Source organism: Streptomyces sp. NPDC040405, assembly GCF_055595765.1.
The window spans coordinates 950530-967257 of record NZ_JBVIVI010000002.1; the positions used below are offsets into that span (position 1 = coordinate 950530).

The 16728-nt window shown below is 71.4% G+C and carries 16 protein-coding genes and 1 riboswitch; of the genes, 8 read left to right on the forward strand and 8 right to left on the reverse strand.

What is annotated here, in order from left to right; all coding sequences use genetic code 11:
- Positions 1–84: 84 nt before the first annotated feature.
- Genes ACZ59A_RS11645 through ACZ59A_RS11655 form a run of 3 tightly spaced genes read left to right on the forward strand, consistent with a single transcriptional unit; the run spans position 85 to position 3052 of the window.
- Positions 85–717, forward strand: coding sequence for a histidine phosphatase family protein (locus tag ACZ59A_RS11645; protein WP_470956711.1), 633 nt, complete (start codon positions 85–87; stop codon positions 715–717).
- Positions 714–1493 carry a DeoR/GlpR family DNA-binding transcription regulator gene (locus ACZ59A_RS11650; protein WP_470956713.1) on the forward strand — a complete coding sequence of 260 codons (780 nt, stop codon included), beginning with the start codon at positions 714–716 and terminating at the stop codon, positions 1491–1493. Before ACZ59A_RS11645 ends, ACZ59A_RS11650 begins: the two co-directional genes overlap by 4 nt.
- A 47-nt stretch (positions 1494–1540) precedes the next feature.
- Positions 1541–3052, forward strand: coding sequence for an FGGY-family carbohydrate kinase (locus ACZ59A_RS11655; RefSeq protein ID WP_470956716.1), 1512 nt, complete (start codon positions 1541–1543; stop codon positions 3050–3052).
- On the opposite strand, the gene ACZ59A_RS11660 is transcribed toward ACZ59A_RS11655, so the two are convergent.
- The gene (locus ACZ59A_RS11660) at positions 3042–3200 is read right to left on the reverse strand and encodes a DUF7196 family protein (protein ID WP_470956719.1); all 159 of its coding nucleotides are present in this window, start codon (positions 3198–3200) and stop codon (positions 3042–3044) included. The two genes, ACZ59A_RS11655 and ACZ59A_RS11660, sit on opposite strands and share 11 nt — an antisense overlap.
- Positions 3201–3223: 23 nt before the next feature.
- The gene (locus tag ACZ59A_RS11665) at positions 3224–3511 is read right to left on the reverse strand and encodes a hypothetical protein (protein ID WP_470956721.1); all 288 of its coding nucleotides are present in this window, start codon (positions 3509–3511) and stop codon (positions 3224–3226) included.
- Between the two features lie 384 nt (positions 3512–3895).
- Between ACZ59A_RS11665 and ACZ59A_RS11670 the strand changes: the two genes are divergently transcribed.
- Positions 3896–4750, forward strand: a complete 855-nt coding sequence (locus tag ACZ59A_RS11670; RefSeq protein ID WP_470956723.1) for an IPT/TIG domain-containing protein — start codon at positions 3896–3898, stop codon at positions 4748–4750.
- Positions 4751–4814: 64 nt separating this feature from the next.
- On the opposite strand, the gene phsA is transcribed toward ACZ59A_RS11670, so the two are convergent.
- Positions 4815–6656, reverse strand: coding sequence for an O-aminophenol oxidase PhsA (phsA, locus tag ACZ59A_RS11675; RefSeq protein ID WP_470956726.1), 1842 nt, complete (start codon positions 6654–6656; stop codon positions 4815–4817).
- 194 nt (positions 6657–6850) lie between these two features.
- Positions 6851–6916, forward strand: a riboswitch (guanidine-III (ykkC-III) riboswitch).
- A 33-nt stretch (positions 6917–6949) separates the two neighbouring features.
- Here phsA and ACZ59A_RS11680 point away from each other — a divergent pair.
- Complete coding sequence (locus ACZ59A_RS11680) at positions 6950–7264, forward strand: DMT family transporter (protein ID WP_468054216.1); 315 nt, start codon at positions 6950–6952, stop codon at positions 7262–7264.
- A 65-nt stretch (positions 7265–7329) separates the two neighbouring features.
- Here ACZ59A_RS11680 and mctP read toward each other — a convergent pair whose 3' ends face one another.
- The 3 genes from mctP to ACZ59A_RS11695 all read right to left on the reverse strand — a co-directional run bounded on the left by mctP (position 7330) and on the right by ACZ59A_RS11695 (position 10133).
- Positions 7330–8964, reverse strand: coding sequence for a monocarboxylate uptake permease MctP (gene mctP, locus ACZ59A_RS11685; protein WP_470956729.1), 1635 nt, complete (start codon positions 8962–8964; stop codon positions 7330–7332).
- Positions 8961–9230, reverse strand: a complete 270-nt coding sequence (locus tag ACZ59A_RS11690) for a DUF3311 domain-containing protein (RefSeq protein WP_470956731.1) — start codon at positions 9228–9230, stop codon at positions 8961–8963. Before ACZ59A_RS11690 ends, mctP begins: the two co-directional genes overlap by 4 nt.
- 129 nt (positions 9231–9359) lie before the next feature.
- Positions 9360–10133 (reverse strand): GntR family transcriptional regulator, encoded by a 774-nt coding sequence (locus ACZ59A_RS11695; RefSeq protein ID WP_470956733.1) that lies wholly within the window; start codon positions 10131–10133, stop codon positions 9360–9362.
- Between the two features lie 352 nt (positions 10134–10485).
- Here ACZ59A_RS11695 and ACZ59A_RS11700 point away from each other — a divergent pair, with 352 nt between their 5' ends.
- From ACZ59A_RS11700 to ACZ59A_RS11710, 3 genes are all read left to right on the forward strand, one after another.
- A complete protein-coding gene (locus ACZ59A_RS11700) occupies positions 10486–12057 on the forward strand; it encodes a glycoside hydrolase family 3 protein (RefSeq protein ID WP_470956735.1) in 1572 nt (523 codons plus the stop codon).
- Positions 12058–12098: 41 nt separating this feature from the next.
- Entirely contained in the window at positions 12099–13169 is a 1071-nt protein-coding gene (locus ACZ59A_RS11705; protein WP_468054225.1) for an SIS domain-containing protein, read from the forward strand.
- Between the two features lie 296 nt (positions 13170–13465).
- Positions 13466–14938, forward strand: coding sequence for a sensor histidine kinase (locus ACZ59A_RS11710; RefSeq protein ID WP_470956739.1), 1473 nt, complete (start codon positions 13466–13468; stop codon positions 14936–14938).
- Positions 14939–15122: 184 nt separating this feature from the next.
- Here ACZ59A_RS11710 and ACZ59A_RS11715 read toward each other — a convergent pair whose 3' ends face one another.
- Together ACZ59A_RS11715 and ACZ59A_RS11720 are read right to left on the reverse strand one after the other, a co-directional pair.
- Positions 15123–15380: a WhiB family transcriptional regulator gene (locus ACZ59A_RS11715; RefSeq protein ID WP_003953983.1), complete on the reverse strand. Its 258-nt coding sequence runs from the start codon at positions 15378–15380 to the stop codon at positions 15123–15125.
- 319 nt (positions 15381–15699) lie between these two features.
- On the reverse strand, positions 15700–16668 hold the full coding sequence (locus ACZ59A_RS11720) for a diacylglycerol/lipid kinase family protein (RefSeq protein ID WP_470956743.1): 969 nt from the start codon (positions 16666–16668) through the stop codon (positions 15700–15702).
- Positions 16669–16728: the final 60 nt, after the last annotated feature.

The following is a 16728-nucleotide window of genomic DNA, read 5'->3' on the forward strand; positions in this document are numbered from 1 at the left end:
CTGTCCGGTGCTCCATCACATGAGCGATGCTAGATTTAACATCCGATACGTGATGAGGCAATGGCTGACGCAGGGGAGCCCCGGATGACCGCCCGACTGCTGCTCGTTCGCCACGGAGAGACCGTGTGGCACGCGGAGAACCGGTACGCCGGAATCTCGGACATCGCGCTGACCGAGCGCGGCCACCGGCAGGCGCGGGCCCTCGCCCACTGGGTGCGGGGCCGCGGGATCGACGCGGTGGCCTGTTCCCCGCTCGGCCGGGCGCGGCAGACCGCCGAACCGGCCGCCACCGCGCTGTCCCTGGTCCCCGAAGTCGTCGGGGATCTGCGGGAGATGGACTTCGGCCGGTGCGAGGGCCGCACCCTCGCCGAGCTGGAGGCGGAGGACCCGGCGGCCGTCCGGGCGTTCCGCGACGACCCCGAGGCCGGTGCCTTCCCCGGCGCGGAGCGCCCCGGCGAGGCCGCGGCCCGGGCCGTCGCCGCCCTGCGCGGGCTGGCCGCCGCGCATCCGGACCGCACGGTGCTCGTCGTGGCGCACAACAGCCTGCTGCGGGCCGCCCTGTGCACCCTGCTCGGCATCCCCGTCGGCCGCTACCGCGCGGTCTTCCCCCGGCTGGACAACGCGGCGGTGACCGAGATCGGGATCGACGGCGACCGCACGGCGCTGCGCTCCCTGAACGTGCCCACCGACGGCGCCACGACAGGATCCCGCCCATGACCGCGGTCCGCTCCCAGGACACCCGCCGACAGACCATCACCGCCTACGTCCTCGCGCACTCCACCGCCACCGCGGCGGAGCTGGCCGACCTCACCGGCGTCAGCCTGATGACCGTGCACCGGGACCTGGACGAGCTGGCCCGGCTCGGCGTGCTGCGCAAGTTCCGGGGCGGGGTCTCGGCCCTGCCCTCGTCGGTCTTCGAGTCCAGCCTCGCCTACCGGATGGGCGCCCACCGGGCCGAGAAGGAGGCGGTGGCGGCCACCGCCGCGGAGCTGGTCGAGCCCGGGATGTCGGTGATGCTGGACGACTCCACGACCGTCCTCGCCCTCGCCCGGCTGCTGGTGGAGTCCGCCCCGCTGACGGTGGTGACCAACGCCCGCCGGGTGATCGAGGTCTTCGCCGGGGTGCCCCGGATCCGGCTCATCGGGCTCGGCGGGGAGTACTCGCACACCCATGACTCCTTCCTCGGCGTGCCGTGCGCGGAGGCGATCGGGGCGCTCTCGGTGGACCTGGCGCTGGTCAGCACCTCGGCCATGGACGCGGCGACCACGTACCACCAGGAGCAGGACGTGGTGCTGGTCAAGCGCGCCATGCTCGCCGCCGCGGCCCGTACGGCGCTGCTGATGGACGCGTCCAAGACCCGGCGCACGGCGCTGCACCGGCTGCGCCCGCTGGCCGACTTCGACCATCTGGTGGTGGACGGCGCGGCGGACGCCCGGCTGGTCGCCGAGTGGCGGGAGCGCACGGATGTCAGGATCGCGCCCGGCCCTTCTTAACATCGCCAGTGTTAACTTGACTCCACGTGTGAGGGGCGTGATCTGTGATGTCCGAGCGGGCTGAGGTCGTCGCGGGAATCGACATCGCCACGGCGGCCGTGCGGGTGGTGTGCGCCGACGCGCACGGGCGCGTACGGGCGCGGGGTGGCGCGGAACTCCCGCCCCCGCGCCGGGGCGCGGGCGGCCGCGGCGAACAGGACGCCACGGCCTGGTGGCCCGCCGTCGCGGCGGCCCTGCGCCAGGCCACCGGGGCGCTCCCGGCGGGCGGCCGGGAGGTCGTGGCGGTGGCCGTCGCCGCCACCTCCGGCACGATCGTCCTCGCGGACGGGCGGGGCGAACCCCGCGGCCCCGCCCTGATGTACGACGACCGCCGCGCCGCCGGGCTCAACGCCCGCGCCCAGGAGGCGGGTGCCGCGCGCTGGCGGGCCCTCGGCCTGTCGGTCGGCCCGACCGCCGCGCTCGGCCGCATCGCCTGGCTGGCGGGAGCGGAGCGGCCTGCGGATGCCCTTGGGCACCGGGCCCATGGGAACCGGCATGTCGCCCATGAGGTCACCCGGCATGTGCTCCACACCCCCGACCTCGTCGGGTGGCGGCTCACCGGCGGGCCTGTCGCCACCGACTGGTCCCACGCGCTCAAGAGCGGCTACGACGCGCGCGCCGGGGAGTGGCCGGGCGAGGTGTTCGACGCGCTCGGCGTCCCCGCCCGGTGGCTGCCGTCCGTCCGGGCACCGGCCACCCCGGTCGGCACGGTGTGCGCGGAAGCCGCCGCGGAGACCGGGCTGCCGACCGGCTGCGCGGTCCGTCTCGGCATGACCGACGGCTGCGCCGGACAACTCGCCACCGGGGCCGTGCGGCCCGGGCAGTTCGTGGGGATCCTCGGCACCACGTACGTCCTCAAGGGCGTCACCCGTGACCTGGTCACCGACCCCTCCGGCGCGCTCTACAGCCACCGCCACCCCGACGGCTGGTGGCTGCCGGGCGGTGCCTCCAGCACCGGTGGCGAGGCCCTCGCGCACCTCCCGTCCGACGGGCTGCCCGCGCTGGACCGCGCCGCCGCGGACCGCGGTCCGGCCTCCGTGGTCGCGTATCCGCTGCGCCGCGAGGGCGAGCGCTTCCCGTTCGTCAGCGGCGCGGCCCGGGGCTTCGTCCTCGGCACTCCGGCCGACGACGCCGACCGGCACCGCGCCACGCTGGAGGGCGTGGCCTTTCTGGAACGCCTCGCGCTGGAGCGGGTCGCGGAGTTGGGTGTCGCTGTGGAGGGCCCGCTGTGGGCCGCGGGCGGCGGCAGCCGCAGCCCGCTGTGGACCCGGATCCGCGCCACCGTCTCCGGTCGCCCCGTGCGCGTCGCCGACCAGGCCGAAACGGCCTTCGGCGCCGCCCTGTTGGCCGCCTCCGGGACCCTCCACCCGGACCTCACGGCGAGCGCCGCCGCGATGGTCCGCCCCGGCCGGGACGTCGAACCGGACGCGCGCGAGCACGCCGCCCTCGATGCCTCGTACGCCACGTTCACCGCGGCTCTGCGGGAGCGTGGCTGGCTGCCGCCGCCCGTCACTGGGTGACGGTGCTGATCACTCCGGTGGAACCGGCGCGCTTGTTGGCCGCCTCGGCTTCCTGATACGTGACGTAGCGGCGGACCGTGCCGTCCGGCAGCGTCAATTGGTAAAGGACGACTCTTCGCGGTGCTCCGCCGCCACAGTTGCAGCCCATGGTGGTTCTTCCTTTCAGTCGCGTCAGTCCAGCCACCGCGATGCCACACCGGCGAGATAGGAAAGCGTCAGGGCGGTGGCCGGGATCTGGAACCACGCGGTGGAGTCCAGTGAAAAGGCGTAGACGGCGGTGGCTCCGGCCACCCACGTGCTCGTACACCAACCGCAGTTGACGAGATAGGTGACCGGGGAATCGTCACCGAAGCGGTCGGCGATCCAGGTCCGGAATCCCGCCGCCAGGGTGTCCTTGGTGATGAAGCGGGTGATACGGCAGGTGGTGCCGAGGGCGAGAAGGAACGCGGCAAGGCTCATCGGATCGTTCCCCATCGGTGCGATGTCATTTATTACAAGCACGACGGGCCCCAACAGGCGATACTCCGTCAGCGGATTCCCCCGAATAGCGGAGCGTTCGTCATATAAATGTGCCACTGTGCGAGCTCGTATGCGCCAAACGAGTGATGGCTGTTCTGAGGTCTTGAGCGACACGGGTGGGCGTGGATAACTGGGAACGTGGCATTCGAGGCTGCCCCATACCTCGTCGGCCATTCAGGAGCCGGGCGTTCGCTCCGCTTCTCCCGCCTCATCCGTGCACCGCTTCTGCGCTCTGCCCGGCGGCCCACCAGCTTTCCTCTCCTCCGCTGTCGGCCTGCGTGCGCCCAGTGCACCTCATCTGACCCTTCCCCGGGAGGACCTGTCATGACCTCGACCGATCTCGTGTCCGCAGCCGCACCCACCGCCGGCTACTGGCCCTGGCCCCCGAACTGGCCCCCGACACCGGTGGGGCCGCCGTTGCTGGTGTCCGTGGTGCCCAACTCGGGCCCCACCAGCGGTGGGAATGTCGTCCAGCTGACCGGGGTGAACCTGCGCAACGTCATCAGCGTGACCTTCGGCGGCATCCCCGCCGCCATCGTCAGCCAGAACGGCAACGACACCATCGTGGTGCTCGCTCCGCCGCACGCGGCCGGGAGCGTCCAGGTCCTCGTCACCACCACCGCCGGCACCAGCAACAGCCAGCCGTACACGTATGTGGCGCCGCCCCCGCCCACCGCCACCTCCATCACCCCTGCCGTGGGCCCGACCACCGGCGGCACGGTGTTCCTGATCAACGGCACCAACCTGAGCACCGTCACCAGCGTCACCTTCGCCAACGTCCCCGCGACCATCGTGGCCGTGAACCCCGCCGGTACCCAACTGGTCGGCGTCACCCCGCCCGGCTCGGCCGGCACCGCCGCCGTGGTCGTCACCGGCCCCGGTGGCTCCGTCTCCATCCCGGGCGGGTTCACCTACTTCGTCGCTCCGCCCGTGCCGGTGCCCGTCAACATCGTTCCCAACACCGGACCGGTGGCCGGCGGTACCCCGTTCACCATCAACGGCACCAACCTCGGCGGCGTGCTGGGCGTGCTGTTCAACGGCGTTCCCGCCACCAGCGTGGTCGCCACCGCCACCACGGTCACCGGCGTCACTCCGCCCGGAGCGGCTGGCACCGCGACCGTCCTCCTGGTGACGGCCTTCGGCACCGCGACCGTCCCGGGCGGCTTCCTGTACGTGTGACACGTGTGAGCCGTACGGCACCGGCAGCCGGGCCAAGCGCCCCGGCTGCCGGTGCCCACGCGTCCTACGCGGCGCCGTGGTGGCCGCCGCCCGGGCGGTGGTGGTCGAAGGCGAGCACCGGCCCAGGGGTGACCAGGAACGGCCGCATCATGGCCATGTCCTCGTGCTCCAGGATGTGGCAGTGGTACATGAAGCGGCCGGTCGCCCCGGTGAAACGGCCGATGACGTTGACCATCTGGCCGCCCGCGACCTGGATGGTGTCCTTCCAGCCCCGCTCGCTCGGCAGCACCTCCAGCTCCCCGGAGTACGTGACCGGCGCGCCCTCGCGGGTACCGCCCAGCGCCGGATCGAAGCCCGTAGCCGCGTACGACTGACGGCTCATCGCCTGAAAGCTGATCAGGTGGATGTGCATCGGGTGGGTCGGACCGCCCAGGTTGAGGAAGCTCCACTGCTCCCAGGAGTCCAGCTCGACGCTGAAGCCCATGGCGTCGTCGAAGGTGCGGGAGATCCGCTGGTACGTGACCGTCTCGCCCTTGTCGTTCCTGACCTGGATCACCCCGTCACCCGGGATCGTCACCTCGGCCGCCGCGACCTCCCGCAGCTCCCATATCTCCGGGTGGCCCTTGCCGCCGGCCGTGCCGGGCGGGGTGAGGGCGATGATCCGGTGCCCGTGCGCCGGGGCGTTGGCGTGGGTGAGCCGCTGGAAGGAGGAGAGCACCTTCGGCAGCACGAAGCGGTCGCGGACCGGCTCGCGGCCCACCCGGAACCGCATCACCTGCGGATACGGCACCCCGCTCGCCTCGTCGGCCTCGCCCGGACGCTTCCCGGCCGGAGTGTTGACCAGACGCAGGCTGCGCCCGCGCAGCCGGGAGAAGTCGATCAGCAGGTCGAGCCGTTCGGCAGGGGCGACGGACACCGGGGCGTCGAGGTCCACCGGGCGGTCCAGCAGCCCGCCGTCGGTGCCGATCTGCTTGACTGCCCCGGTCACCTGCTCACCGGTCGCCTCGTCGATCAGCGCCAGCCGGAAGAAGCGGGCGTTGGACGCGTTGACCACCCGGAACCGGTACCAGCGCGCCTCGACGTCCAGGTACGGCCAGATCACCCCGTTGACCAGCGTGTACGGCCCGGAGAACGGCGTGGTGACATTGCGCCCCTCGGGGTCCTTGCCGACGGTCTGCACCTTGTGCAGCAGCCGCCCGGTCAGCCGTCCGTCGGGGTCCGTGTCGAGGTTGCGGTCCATCAGCACCAGCGGCACCTCGTACTCGTCGCGCGGCAGCCGCAGCGCGTCCTCCTCCTCGTCCCGGACGAGGTACATGCCCGCCAGGCCGGTGAACACGTTCCACCGGGTGATGTGCATGGCGTGGTCGTGGTACCAGAGCGCCGTCGCGCGGCAGTCGTTCGGGTACTCGGAGAGCTGGGAGTCGCCGGGCGAGACCGCGTTCTGCGCCCACCCGTCGTTGCCCGCGCCGGTCGGGGCGCCGTGCAGATGCGTCACCGTCCACGGCGTCAGCTCCGCCACGCCCTTGACCTGCTCGGCGCCGGCCTCGTCGTGCCCCGGCACGTTGCTCGCGGGCGGGGTGGCGGCCGGTACCTCGTACGCGGTCACCGGGTACGCGCCGGACAGCCGGTTCGTCCACGCCACGCGCAGCCGCTGCTTGCGGCGCACCTCGATGGTGGGCCCGGGGAAGTGTCCCTCGTAGGCCCACACCCGGGTCGGCGGCAGCTGTGAGTGCAACCGCACCCAGGTGGCGCGCAGATCGACGTTGATCCCCTGAAGCGCTTCGGCCTTCCCCGGCCGCAGCCGCGGCGGTATGCGCAGGGCGTCCATGAAGGGCACGAGCCCCGCGGCCGGGGCGCTCTGCTCCTCCGTCTCCTCGGAAATGTTCTGGACAAGCGTGTCGGACATGGCCGAAACCCCCGTTTGTGTTTCCCTCGGGCCACCGTTGGTCTTCGGCGCACCCCTTTCGCCCTCTCAGAGGGGCAGGGGGCGCACGGGAGTTGCGCGGAAGATGGCGGAATGCGCCCTTCTGCGAGGATTGGCCGGAACGAGATGGTGGAGGGGCTTGCTCCGGCCCCCTCCGCCCGGTCCGGTGTTACGTTGGAACGCGGAGTCCCTCGGCACCCCGGACGAGCACGTCGTACCCGGTCAGGACAAGACGACGTAGTAAGCGATGCCCGTTACTACGTGAGGTTCCTGTCATGGCGTGGATTCTTCTGATGCTGTCCGGTCTGCTGGAGACGGTCTGGGCGGCGGCACTCTCGGCGTCGCACGGCTTCAGCCGCCTCCGCCCCACCCTGCTGTTCGTCGCGGCCGCCGCGCTGAGCATGGCCGGGCTGTCGTACGCGATGCGCTCCATCCCCATCGGCACCGGCTACGCGGTGTGGGTCGCGATCGGAGCGGTGGGCACCGCGGCCTACGGCATGATCGCGCTCGGCGACCCGGTGAGCGCGGGTCGGATCGTCTGCCTGGGCCTGATCGTCAGCGGTGTGGTGGGCCTGAAGCTGCTGCACTGAGCGCACACGAACGGGCCGCCGGCTCCCACGAGGGAGGCGGCGGCCCGTTCGGCGCCTTGCCGGACTCAGTGGCCGCCGGGGGCGCCCGCCGTGGCCGGGGGCAGGTCGGCCTTGACGCCGGGGTCGCCCGCGTCCGCCTTGTAGTCGGCCGGGGACGTCTCGTCCACGCCGTCGGGGGCCTTCAGCGCCCGCAGGACGAACGTGAGCACCACGGTGACCGCGATGTTGAGGACGAAGGCGGTGAAACCGATGTAGCCGATCTCCCCGATGCCCGGGATCTCGTCCGAGCTGCCGCCGAAGTGCTTCTGGGTGGGGCTGGCCACGCCGTACGCCGCGACCGTGCCGTAGACCATGCCGACCGCCCAGCCGCCGAGCAGTGCCCACCGGTGGAACCAGCGGGTGAACAGGCCGCCCACCAGGGCCGGGAAGGTCTGGAGGATCCAGATGCCGCCCAGCAGCTGGAAGTTGATGGCGACCGTCTTGTCCATGGTCAGGACGAAGGCGAGCGCGCCGACCTTCACCAGCAGCGAGACCAGCTTGGAGACCTTGGTCTCCTGCGCCGGGGTGGCGTCCGGCCGCAGGAAGTCCTTGTAGATGTTGCGGGTGAACAGGTTCGCCGCGGCGATGGACATGATGGCCGCCGGGACGAGGGCGCCGATGCCGATGGCGGCGAAGGCGACGCCCGCGAACCAGTCGGGGAACATGTTCTCGAAGAGCTGGGGGATGGCCAGCTGCCCGTTCTCCACCTTCACGCCCGCCGCGATCGCCATGAAGCCGAGCAGCGCCAGCAGGCCGAGCATCAGCGAGTACAGCGGCAGGATGGTGGCGTTGCGGCGGATCACCTCGCGGCTGCGGCTGGAGAGCGTGGCGGTGATCGAGTGCGGATACATGAACAGCGCCAGCGCCGAGCCGAGGGCGAGCGTGGCGTAGCCCCACTGCTGTTTGTCGCCGCTGGCCAGCGCGCCCTTGGGCTGCCCGGTGGCCGGATTCTCCTGCGACAGCGCGTGGCCCGCCTTGGCGAAGATGTCGTCGAAGCCGCCCAGCTTCATCGGGATGTAGATGATCGCCACCGCGATGACGATGTAGATCAGCGTGTCCTTGACGAAGGCGATGAGCGCGGGGGCGCGCAGCCCGGAGGAGTAGGTGTACGCCGCGAGCACACCGAAGGCGATCAGCAGCGGCAGGTCCTTGATGAACCAGTTGGTGTCCTCGCCGCCGCCCACGCCCATGACGTCCAGCACCGCCTGGATGCCGACGAGCTGGAGGGCGATGTACGGCATGGTGGCGAGGATGCCGGTGATCGCGACGGCCAGCGAGAGCCCCTTGGAGCCGAAGCGGCCGCGGACGAAGTCCGAGGTGGTGACGTATCCGTGCGTGTGGGACACCGACCACAGCCGGGGCAGGAAGGTGAAGATCAGCGGATACACGAGGATCGTGTACGGCACCGCGAAGAACCCGGCCGCGCCCGTCGCGTAGATGGCGGCCGGGACGGCGACGAAGGTGTACGCGGTGTAGAGGTCGCCGCCGAGCAGGAACCAGGTGATCCAGGTGCCGAAGCTGCGGCCGCCGAGCCCCCATTCGTCGAGGTTGTCGGAGTTCTCCGCGGCCCGCCAGCGGGCGGCGAGGAAGCCCATCACCGTGACGGCGAGGAAGAAGAAGATGAAGACGGCGAGTGCGACGCCGTTCACGCCGTCGTTCATGCGGAACCGCCCCCCTCGCGCGCCCGCTTCTCACGGCGGACCAGGATGTACGCGGTCGTCGTCAGCACGGCCGAGATCGGCACCCACAGCATCTGGTACCAGTAGAAGAACGGGATGCCGATGAAGGTGGGCTCGATCTTGGCGTACGAGCCGACCCACAGCATCGCCACAAAGGGCGCGATCAGGCACAGGGCGGCCACCACGCGGGTGGGCGTGACGACCGGGCTCCTGCCCGGCGGACCCGATGAAGCTGACGTGTCTGACATGGCGGCGGGCTCCCGTCCCCTCGGCTCATCACCTGCGCGTGATCATTTGTGCAATGTGCAGGGAAATCTAAGCCCGGGGACCGGTGGCCGTCACTACCCGTCCGTATATCGGTATGAGAAAGAATCCGGTCAGCCGTTGGGGCGCTGCAGTCGGGCGACGAACTTGTAGCGGTCGCCGCGGTAGACCGAGCGCACCCACTCCACCGGCTCGCCCGCCGCGTCCAGCGAGTGGCGCGAGAGCATCAGCATCGGCAGGCCCACATCGGTGCCCAGCAGCCCGGCCTCGCGCGGGGTGGCCAGGGAGGTCTCGATGGTCTCCTCGGCCTCGGCCAGATGCACGTCGTACACCTCGGCGAGGGCGGTGTACAGCGAGGTGTACTTGACCAGGCTGCGGCGCAGCGCGGGGAAGCGCTTGGCCGACAGATGGGTGGTCTCGATCGCCATCGGCTCGCCGCTGGCCAGCCGCAGCCGCTCGATGCGCAGCACCCGGCCGCCGGTCGCGATGTCCAGCAGCGCGGAGAGCCGGTCGTCGGCGGTGACATAGCCGATGTCCAGCAGCTGGGAGGTGGGTTCGAGGCCCTGGGCGCGCATGTCCTCGGTGTACGAGGTGAGTTGGAGGGCCTGGGAGACCTTGGGCTTGGCGACGAAGGTGCCCTTGCCCTGGATCCGCTCCAGCCGTCCCTCGACGACCAGTTCCTGGAGCGCCTGCCGCACGGTGGTGCGCGAGGTGTCGAACTCGGCGGCCAGGGTGCGCTCCGGGGGGACCGAGGTGCCGGGCGGCAGGGTCTCGGTCATCTCCAGCAAGTGGCGCTTGAGGCGGTAGTACTTCGGTACGCGCGCGGTGCGCGTCGCGCCGGAGCTGTTGCCGCCCTCGGCGGTGGCCGTCGTGGCCGTCGCCGCCATTGCCCCCTCGGTCTCCATCGCGCCCTTTCCGACGTCTGGTCTGCTGCCGTCACCGGCCTCTGATGATGTCAGCGGCTCACATCGTGGCACGCCCTGGCCCCGGGGTGGCTGCCCTGCCCGGATCTCGAAAGGTGTCGGTCCGGTAACGGAGCCGGAAGCGGCGTTGTCCACTCTTGACACCCCTATAGGTCTAGGCCACGCTGCGTGAAGTGGTCTAAACCATTAAACCTCTCATTCGGCGATGTGGGGAGTAGGGCGTCGTGAAGTGTGACCGCGTGGCGGCGGCGGAGGCCGCGGCGATGCCGGTGTCGGTGGGCTCGATTCCGGCGCGGTGAAGGGAAGATCCACGTCCATGACGACCCTCGCGCACGGTTCGCCCACCCTCACCCGGGACGCCCTCACCGTCCTCCAGCCCGGCTTCACCGGCACCTCCGCCCCCGACTGGCTGCTGCGCCGGCTCGGCGAGGGACTCTCCTCCGTCGGGCTGTTCGGCCGCAACGTCGCCTCGCCCGAACAGCTCGCCGCGCTCACCGCCCAGCTGCGCGCCGAACGCGACGACGTGCTGGTGGCGATCGACGAGGAGGGCGGCGATGTCACCCGGTTGGAGGTACGCGGCGGCTCCTCCTTCCCCGGCAATCTGGCCCTCGGCGCGGTCGACGACACCGGGCTGACCCACGCCGTCGCCCGCGAACTCGGCCGTCGGCTCGCCGCCTGCGGCGTCAACCTCAACTGGGCACCCTCCGCCGACGTCAACTCCAACCCGGACAACCCGGTCATCGGCGTCCGCTCCTTCGGCGCCTCGCCCCGGCTCGTCGCCCGGCACACCGCCGCCTGGATCGAGGGGCTGCAGGGCGCCGGGGTCGCCGCCTGCGCCAAGCACTTCCCCGGGCACGGCGACACCGCCGTCGACTCCCACCACGCCCTGCCGCGTATCGACGCCTCCCCCGCCACCCTGGCCGACCGCGAACTGGTGCCCTTCCGGGCGGCCGTCGCCGCCGGCACCAAGGCCGTGATGAGCGCGCACATCCTGCTGCCCGCGCTCGACCCGGCCCTGCCCGCGACCCTCAGCCCCGCAGCCCTGCACGGGCTGCTGCGCGCCCCGGCCGCCGACGGCGGGCTCGGCTTCGGCGGACTGATCGTCACCGACGGCATGGAGATGCGGGCCGTCGCCGACGCGTACGGCATCGAGCGGGGCAGCGTCCTGGCGGTCGCCGCCGGGGCCGACGCGATCTGCGTCGGCGGCGGCCTCGCGGATGAGGGCACCGTGCTGCGGCTGCGGGACGCGCTGGTCACGGCCGTCACCGAAGGGCGGCTCCCCGAGGCGCGGCTGGCCGAGGCCGCGGCGCGGGTCCGGGCCCTGGGGGAGTGGGCGAGGACCGCCGGAGGACCGGACGCGGCGCGGCGCGTCGCGCCCGCCCCGCAGGTGGGGCTCGCCGCCGCCCGCCGCGCCCTGCGGATCACCCCGGCGGACCCCGCGTACCGGCCGCCGACCGGTCCCGTCTTCGTCGCCGCGCTCACGCCGGTGGCCAGCATCGCCGTCGGCGACCAGACCCCCTGGGGCGTCGCCGCCGAACTGACCCGGCTGCTCCCCGGCACCACGACCGCCGCCTACGGCCCCGAGGACACCGCGGCCCGGGACGCGTCCGCCGTGGTCGCACAGATGCTCGACGCGGCGGCGGACCGTAGGATCGTCGCTGTGGTACGTGACGTCCACCGCCACGGCTGGATGGCCGGGGTGCTGGACGCCCTGCTCGTGGCCCGGCCGGACACGGTCGTCGTCGAGATGGGGGTGCCCCAGGCACCGCCCGCGGGGGCCCCGCACATCGCGACCCACGGCGCCGCCCGGGTCTGCGGGCAGGCGGCCGCCGAAGTCATCACCGGCGCCGATACCGGCGTCCTCACCGGCAACGAGGCCGGGCACTGACACTCCACGCACAACCGCACAGCCCACTGGAGGCACCCAGTATGTCCGCCACGACGACGGCCCCGCGCAGCGATCAGCCGGGCCGGATCATGTCCGGCGAGATGAACGAGCAGCCCGCAGTGCTGCGCCGCATTCTCGACCAGGGCGCTCCGAAGATCCGCGAGACCGCCGAGCGGATCGCCGCGCGCGCCCCCCGCTTCGTCCTGCTCACCGCGCGGGGCACCTCCGACAACGCGGCGCTGTACGCCAAGTACCTGCTCGAAGTGCTGCTCGGCAAGCCGTGCGGCCTGACCTCCATGTCCACCACCACCGCGTACGGCGCGCGGCAGGACCTCACGGACGTGCTGGTGATCACCGTCAGCCAGTCCGGCGGCTCGCCGGACCTGGTCGCCTCCACCGAGGCCGCCCGGGCCGCCGGGGCGATCACCCTCGCGGTGACCAACAACGCGGACTCGCCGCTGGCCGCCGTCTCCGAGTTCCACATCGACGTACTGGCCGGGCCCGAGAAGGCGCTGCCCGCCACCAAGACCTACACCGCCGAACTCCTCGCCCTCTACCTCTTCGTCGAAGGGCTGCGCGGCGGCGACGGCGCGGCCGCCAAGGTGCTGCCCGACCTCGCCCAGCAGATCCTGGACCGGCAGGACGAGGTGAAGCAGCTCGCGAGCCGCTACCGGTTCGCCGAGCGGATGGTCCTCACGTCCCGGGGCTACGGCTATCCCACCGCCAAGGAAGCGGCCCTGAAGCTGATGGAGACCAGCTACATCCCGGCCCTGTCCTACTCCGGCGCCGATCTGCTGCACGGCCCGCTCGCCATGGTCGACAACATCTCGCCGGTGATCGCGATCGTCACCGAGGGCAGGGGCGGCCAGGCGCTGCAGCCCGTGCTGGAGCGGCTGCGCGGCCGCGGCGCGGACCTGGTCGTGATCGGCAGCCAGGCCGAGGTGGACCGGGCGTCCGCCGGTTTCGCCCTGCCGACCGAGGGGGTTGGCGAGGAGGTCCAGCCGATCCTGGAGATCCTGCCGCTGCAGATGCTGGCGTACGAGGTCACGATCGCCCGGGGGCAGGACCCGGACGCGCCGCGCGCGCTGGCCAAGGTCACCGAGACCCGCTGAGACATCAGGGGGGAGGGGCGAGGAGCCGCGGAAACACCCGCGGGCCGCGGCGCCGGGGCGGGACCCTCAACCCACCCGGCACCGCAGCCCGGAGCTTCGTCGGCCGAACGGCCGACCTCAAGAGGCGTACGGAGCGGTCAGGGCAGAGCGCGCCGTGTGCCTCTGATCCACCCTCCTGTGCGGGGAGGGCGGAAGATCGCATCGCAGGCCATTCTGGACTAGACCAGTCTCATCTGTCCACGCTTATGTGTGAAGAGGCTCATCGTTCATCCGGGTAGGCTCGCCATGTGCCCTCCATGAACGATCTCGTACACCAGCACACCGCACTCGACGAATCCGATCTCGAGTGGCTCCACCTGCTGGTATCGGAGTGGCAGCTGCTCTCCGACCTCTCCTTCGCCGATCTCGTCCTGTGGGTGCCCACCAGCGACGGCACCCGCTATGTCTCGGTCGCGCAGATGCGGCCCAACACCGGGCCCACCTCCTATCAGGACGACATGGTCGGCCATCTCGTTCCCCGTGGCCGCCGTCCCATGCTCGATGCCGCGCTGGACGAGGGCCGCATCGTCCGGGAGGGCGATCCCGAATGGCGCGAGGAGGTCCCGGTGCGGGTGGAGTCCATCCCGGTCCGCCGGGAGAGCCGGGTCCTCGGCGTGATCGCGCGCAACACCAATCTGCTCACCGTACGGACCCCCAGCCGACTGGAGCTGACCTATCTCCAGAGCGCGTCCGACCTGGCCCAGATGATCGCCGCCGGGGCGTTTCCCTTCCCCGGTCAGCAGGTCGACATGGACGCCTCGCCGCGCGTCGGCGACGGGCTGATCCGGCTCGACGCGGACGGTGTGGTCCAGTACGCCAGCCCCAACGCCCTCTCGGCCTATCACCGGCTCGGGCTCGCCGCCGACCTCGTCGGCCACCACCTGGGTGAGACCACCGCCGAACTGGCTCCGGCGCGCGGCCCGGTGGACGAGGCGCTGGTCAAGCTCGCCAGCGGCTGGGCGCCCCGCGAGTTCGAGGTCGAGAGCGGCGAGAACGGCGTCATCCAGCTGCGGGCCATCCCGCTCAAGCCCAAGGGCGTGCACATCGGCTCGCTCGTCCTGCTGCGGGACGTCACCGAACTGCGCCGCCGCGAGCGGGAACTGATCACCAAGGACGCCACCATCCGGGAGATCCACCACCGGGTGAAGAACAACCTCCAGACGGTCGCCGCGCTGCTGCGGCTCCAGGCCCGCCGGATGGACTCCGCGCAGGGGCGGGAGGCGCTCAACGAGGCGGTGCGCCGGGTCGGTTCGATCGCGATCGTCCACGAGACCCTGTCCCAGACCCTCGACGAGCGGGTCGAGTTCGACGACATAGCCGACCGGGTGCTGGCGATGGTGGCCGAGATATCGCCCGGCAAGGTCACCGGCAGCCGCACCGGACGGTTCGGAATCCTCGATGCCGAGGTGGCCACCCCGCTGTCCATGGTCCTCACCGAGGTGCTGCAGAACGCGCTGGAGCACGGCTTCGGGCCGGGGGAGCAGGGCACGGTCGAGGTCTCCGCGGTGCGCGGCGGCACCGGCGAGGAGGGGCGGCTGGTGGTGATGATCCAGGACGACGGGCGCGGGCTGCCCGAGGGATTCGACCCCCAGCGCGCCGGAAATCTCGGCCTCCAGATCGTCCGCACCCTGGTGGAGGGCGAACTGGGCGGCACTTTCGACATGGTGCCCGCTCCGGAGCGCGGTACGCGTGTGGTCCTCGACATACCGGTGGGTGCCGAGAAGACTTGAGCATCTTCACGGACTCTTCGCGGCCCTTTCACCGGGGAGCGCGGGGCGACCGGGGGCAACTGGGGGCCGCGGGCAACGCACTGAGCCCCGGACCGGGATGGTCCGGGGCTCAAAAGCTCACGTTGCTGTGCGCATCGGGGCTACTGCGCGCTGCGGCTCGGGGGCCACGGGGCGTGTCTCAGGGTCAGGCGCTGGCGTTCCGCGCCCGGTTCCGAGCGGCACGGCGCTTCATGGCGCGGCGCTCGTCCTCGCTGAGTCCACCCCAGACGCCGGAGTCCTGGCCGGACTCAAGCGCCCACTGCAGGCACTGCTCCATGACGGGGCAGCGGCGGCAGACGGCCTTGGCTTCCTCGATCTGCAGCAGCGCAGGACCGGTGTTGCCGATGGGGAAGAACAGCTCGGGGTCTTCCTCGCGGCAAACGGCGTTGTGACGCCAGTCCATGGCTGCTCCATCTCCTCGTATTGCGGGCTTGTTGCTTGTGAATGTGAACGCTTTCACGAATCCCTCGACAAGGACAGGGCCGCCGCCAGTTCGGGAACCGGTGCGATCCGTGAGTTTGAGGAGGGGGTTCGGGCTCTCAAGGGGGCCGTTCGTCCGGCCGTCCCGATCGCCAAGAAGAGATTCGCAAACCTCGGCGGCGGATACAACCCCTTCCGGAAAGTTTTTTTTGATTCCTTGGTGTCGGCTGTATCACAGCCGTACTTCCGGGGGGTGGATCCCAGCCTAAACGTTCGACTGGAAGGACTTTATGGGGTCTGACTCACACAATCACACGCAGTGCACGGCGTACGCCTGTGAACGTCACGCTCGTACGCAGTCCCAGATGGTCTCCGTCCATCTGGAACGGCAGTGGCGCCTGGGATTGCAAGGTGAAGTCCGTCAGATCGTGCAGCCCTACCACATGCTTGCCGTGGGGTCCCCGGTCGGGCGTCGACATCAGCAGCTGGGTCGCGTAGCGGGTCATCGCCGGTGCCGACAGTTTGGCGAGTCCCAGCACGTCAAGGGCGGTGTCGAAGGACGCGCGCGGCGCCGCGTAGACCGGGCGGTTGCCCAGGAAGGTCCACGGGGAGGTGTTGCAGACTATGGACAGCGCCAGCTCCCTGACCGGGTCGTGGCCGGGCCGTCCGAGAGTGATGGTGCCCTGCCGCCGGTTCGGCTCCCCGAAGAACTGGCGCATCATCTGCCGTATGTAGAGAGCATGAGTCGAGCGCTTCCCGCGCTCGCGCTGCTGCTCGACCCGGCCGATCACGCTCGCGTCGAAGCCGAAGCCCGCGCAGAAGGTGAACCACCGGGCGGGCACCGACTCGTCCGCGGTGCCGGGGGTGCCGCCCGCGAGCCCGAGGCCCACGGTGCGCTCGGTGCCGTCCCGCAGCGCGTCCAGCAGGGCGCCGGTCGCCTCGACGGGGTCGTTGGGCAGGCCGAGGGCGCGGGCGAACACATTGGTGGAGCCGCCGGGGACCACCGCGAGGCGGGGCAACTCGCCCGGAGCGGGGCCATTGTGCAGCAGTCCGTTGACGACCTCGTTGACGGTGCCGTCGCCGCCCAGCGCCACGACCAGCTCATGAGTGCCGCCGTCGACCGCGCGGCGGGCCAGATCGCGGGCGTGCCCCCGGTACTCCGTGGTCGCCACGTCCAGCTTCAGATCGCTGGCGAGCGCGTGGATCAGGACGTCACGAGTGCGGGCACTGGTGGTGGTTGCTGCCGGATTGACCACGAGGAGTGCGCGCATGAGCGCCAGCCTACCGACCCGCCGGGGCACTCCCCGAATCCCGGGGGCGCCCGCCGGGCC

Excerpts from the sequence above, each read along its gene's own strand:
- ACZ59A_RS11645 (WP_470956711.1), top strand. The coding sequence starts at position 85 with ATGACCGCCCGACTGCTGCTCGTTCGCCACGGAGAGACCGTGTGGCAC.
- ACZ59A_RS11650 (WP_470956713.1), top strand. The coding sequence starts at position 714 with ATGACCGCGGTCCGCTCCCAGGACACCCGCCGACAGACCATCACCGCC.
- ACZ59A_RS11655 (WP_470956716.1), top strand. The coding sequence starts at position 1,541 with ATGTCCGAGCGGGCTGAGGTCGTCGCGGGAATCGACATCGCCACGGCG.
- ACZ59A_RS11660 (WP_470956719.1), bottom strand. The coding sequence starts at position 3,200 with ATGGGCTGCAACTGTGGCGGCGGAGCACCGCGAAGAGTCGTCCTTTAC.
- ACZ59A_RS11665 (WP_470956721.1), bottom strand. The coding sequence starts at position 3,511 with ATGAGCCTTGCCGCGTTCCTTCTCGCCCTCGGCACCACCTGCCGTATC.
- ACZ59A_RS11670 (WP_470956723.1), top strand. The coding sequence starts at position 3,896 with ATGACCTCGACCGATCTCGTGTCCGCAGCCGCACCCACCGCCGGCTAC.
- phsA (WP_470956726.1), bottom strand. The coding sequence starts at position 6,656 with ATGTCCGACACGCTTGTCCAGAACATTTCCGAGGAGACGGAGGAGCAG.
- ACZ59A_RS11680 (WP_468054216.1), top strand. The coding sequence starts at position 6,950 with ATGGCGTGGATTCTTCTGATGCTGTCCGGTCTGCTGGAGACGGTCTGG.
- mctP (WP_470956729.1), bottom strand. The coding sequence starts at position 8,964 with ATGAACGACGGCGTGAACGGCGTCGCACTCGCCGTCTTCATCTTCTTC.
- ACZ59A_RS11690 (WP_470956731.1), bottom strand. The coding sequence starts at position 9,230 with ATGTCAGACACGTCAGCTTCATCGGGTCCGCCGGGCAGGAGCCCGGTC.
- ACZ59A_RS11695 (WP_470956733.1), bottom strand. The coding sequence starts at position 10,133 with ATGGCGGCGACGGCCACGACGGCCACCGCCGAGGGCGGCAACAGCTCC.
- ACZ59A_RS11700 (WP_470956735.1), top strand. The coding sequence starts at position 10,486 with ATGACGACCCTCGCGCACGGTTCGCCCACCCTCACCCGGGACGCCCTC.
- ACZ59A_RS11705 (WP_468054225.1), top strand. The coding sequence starts at position 12,099 with ATGTCCGCCACGACGACGGCCCCGCGCAGCGATCAGCCGGGCCGGATC.
- ACZ59A_RS11710 (WP_470956739.1), top strand. The coding sequence starts at position 13,466 with ATGAACGATCTCGTACACCAGCACACCGCACTCGACGAATCCGATCTC.
- ACZ59A_RS11715 (WP_003953983.1), bottom strand. The coding sequence starts at position 15,380 with ATGGACTGGCGTCACAACGCCGTTTGCCGCGAGGAAGACCCCGAGCTG.
- ACZ59A_RS11720 (WP_470956743.1), bottom strand. The coding sequence starts at position 16,668 with ATGCGCGCACTCCTCGTGGTCAATCCGGCAGCAACCACCACCAGTGCC.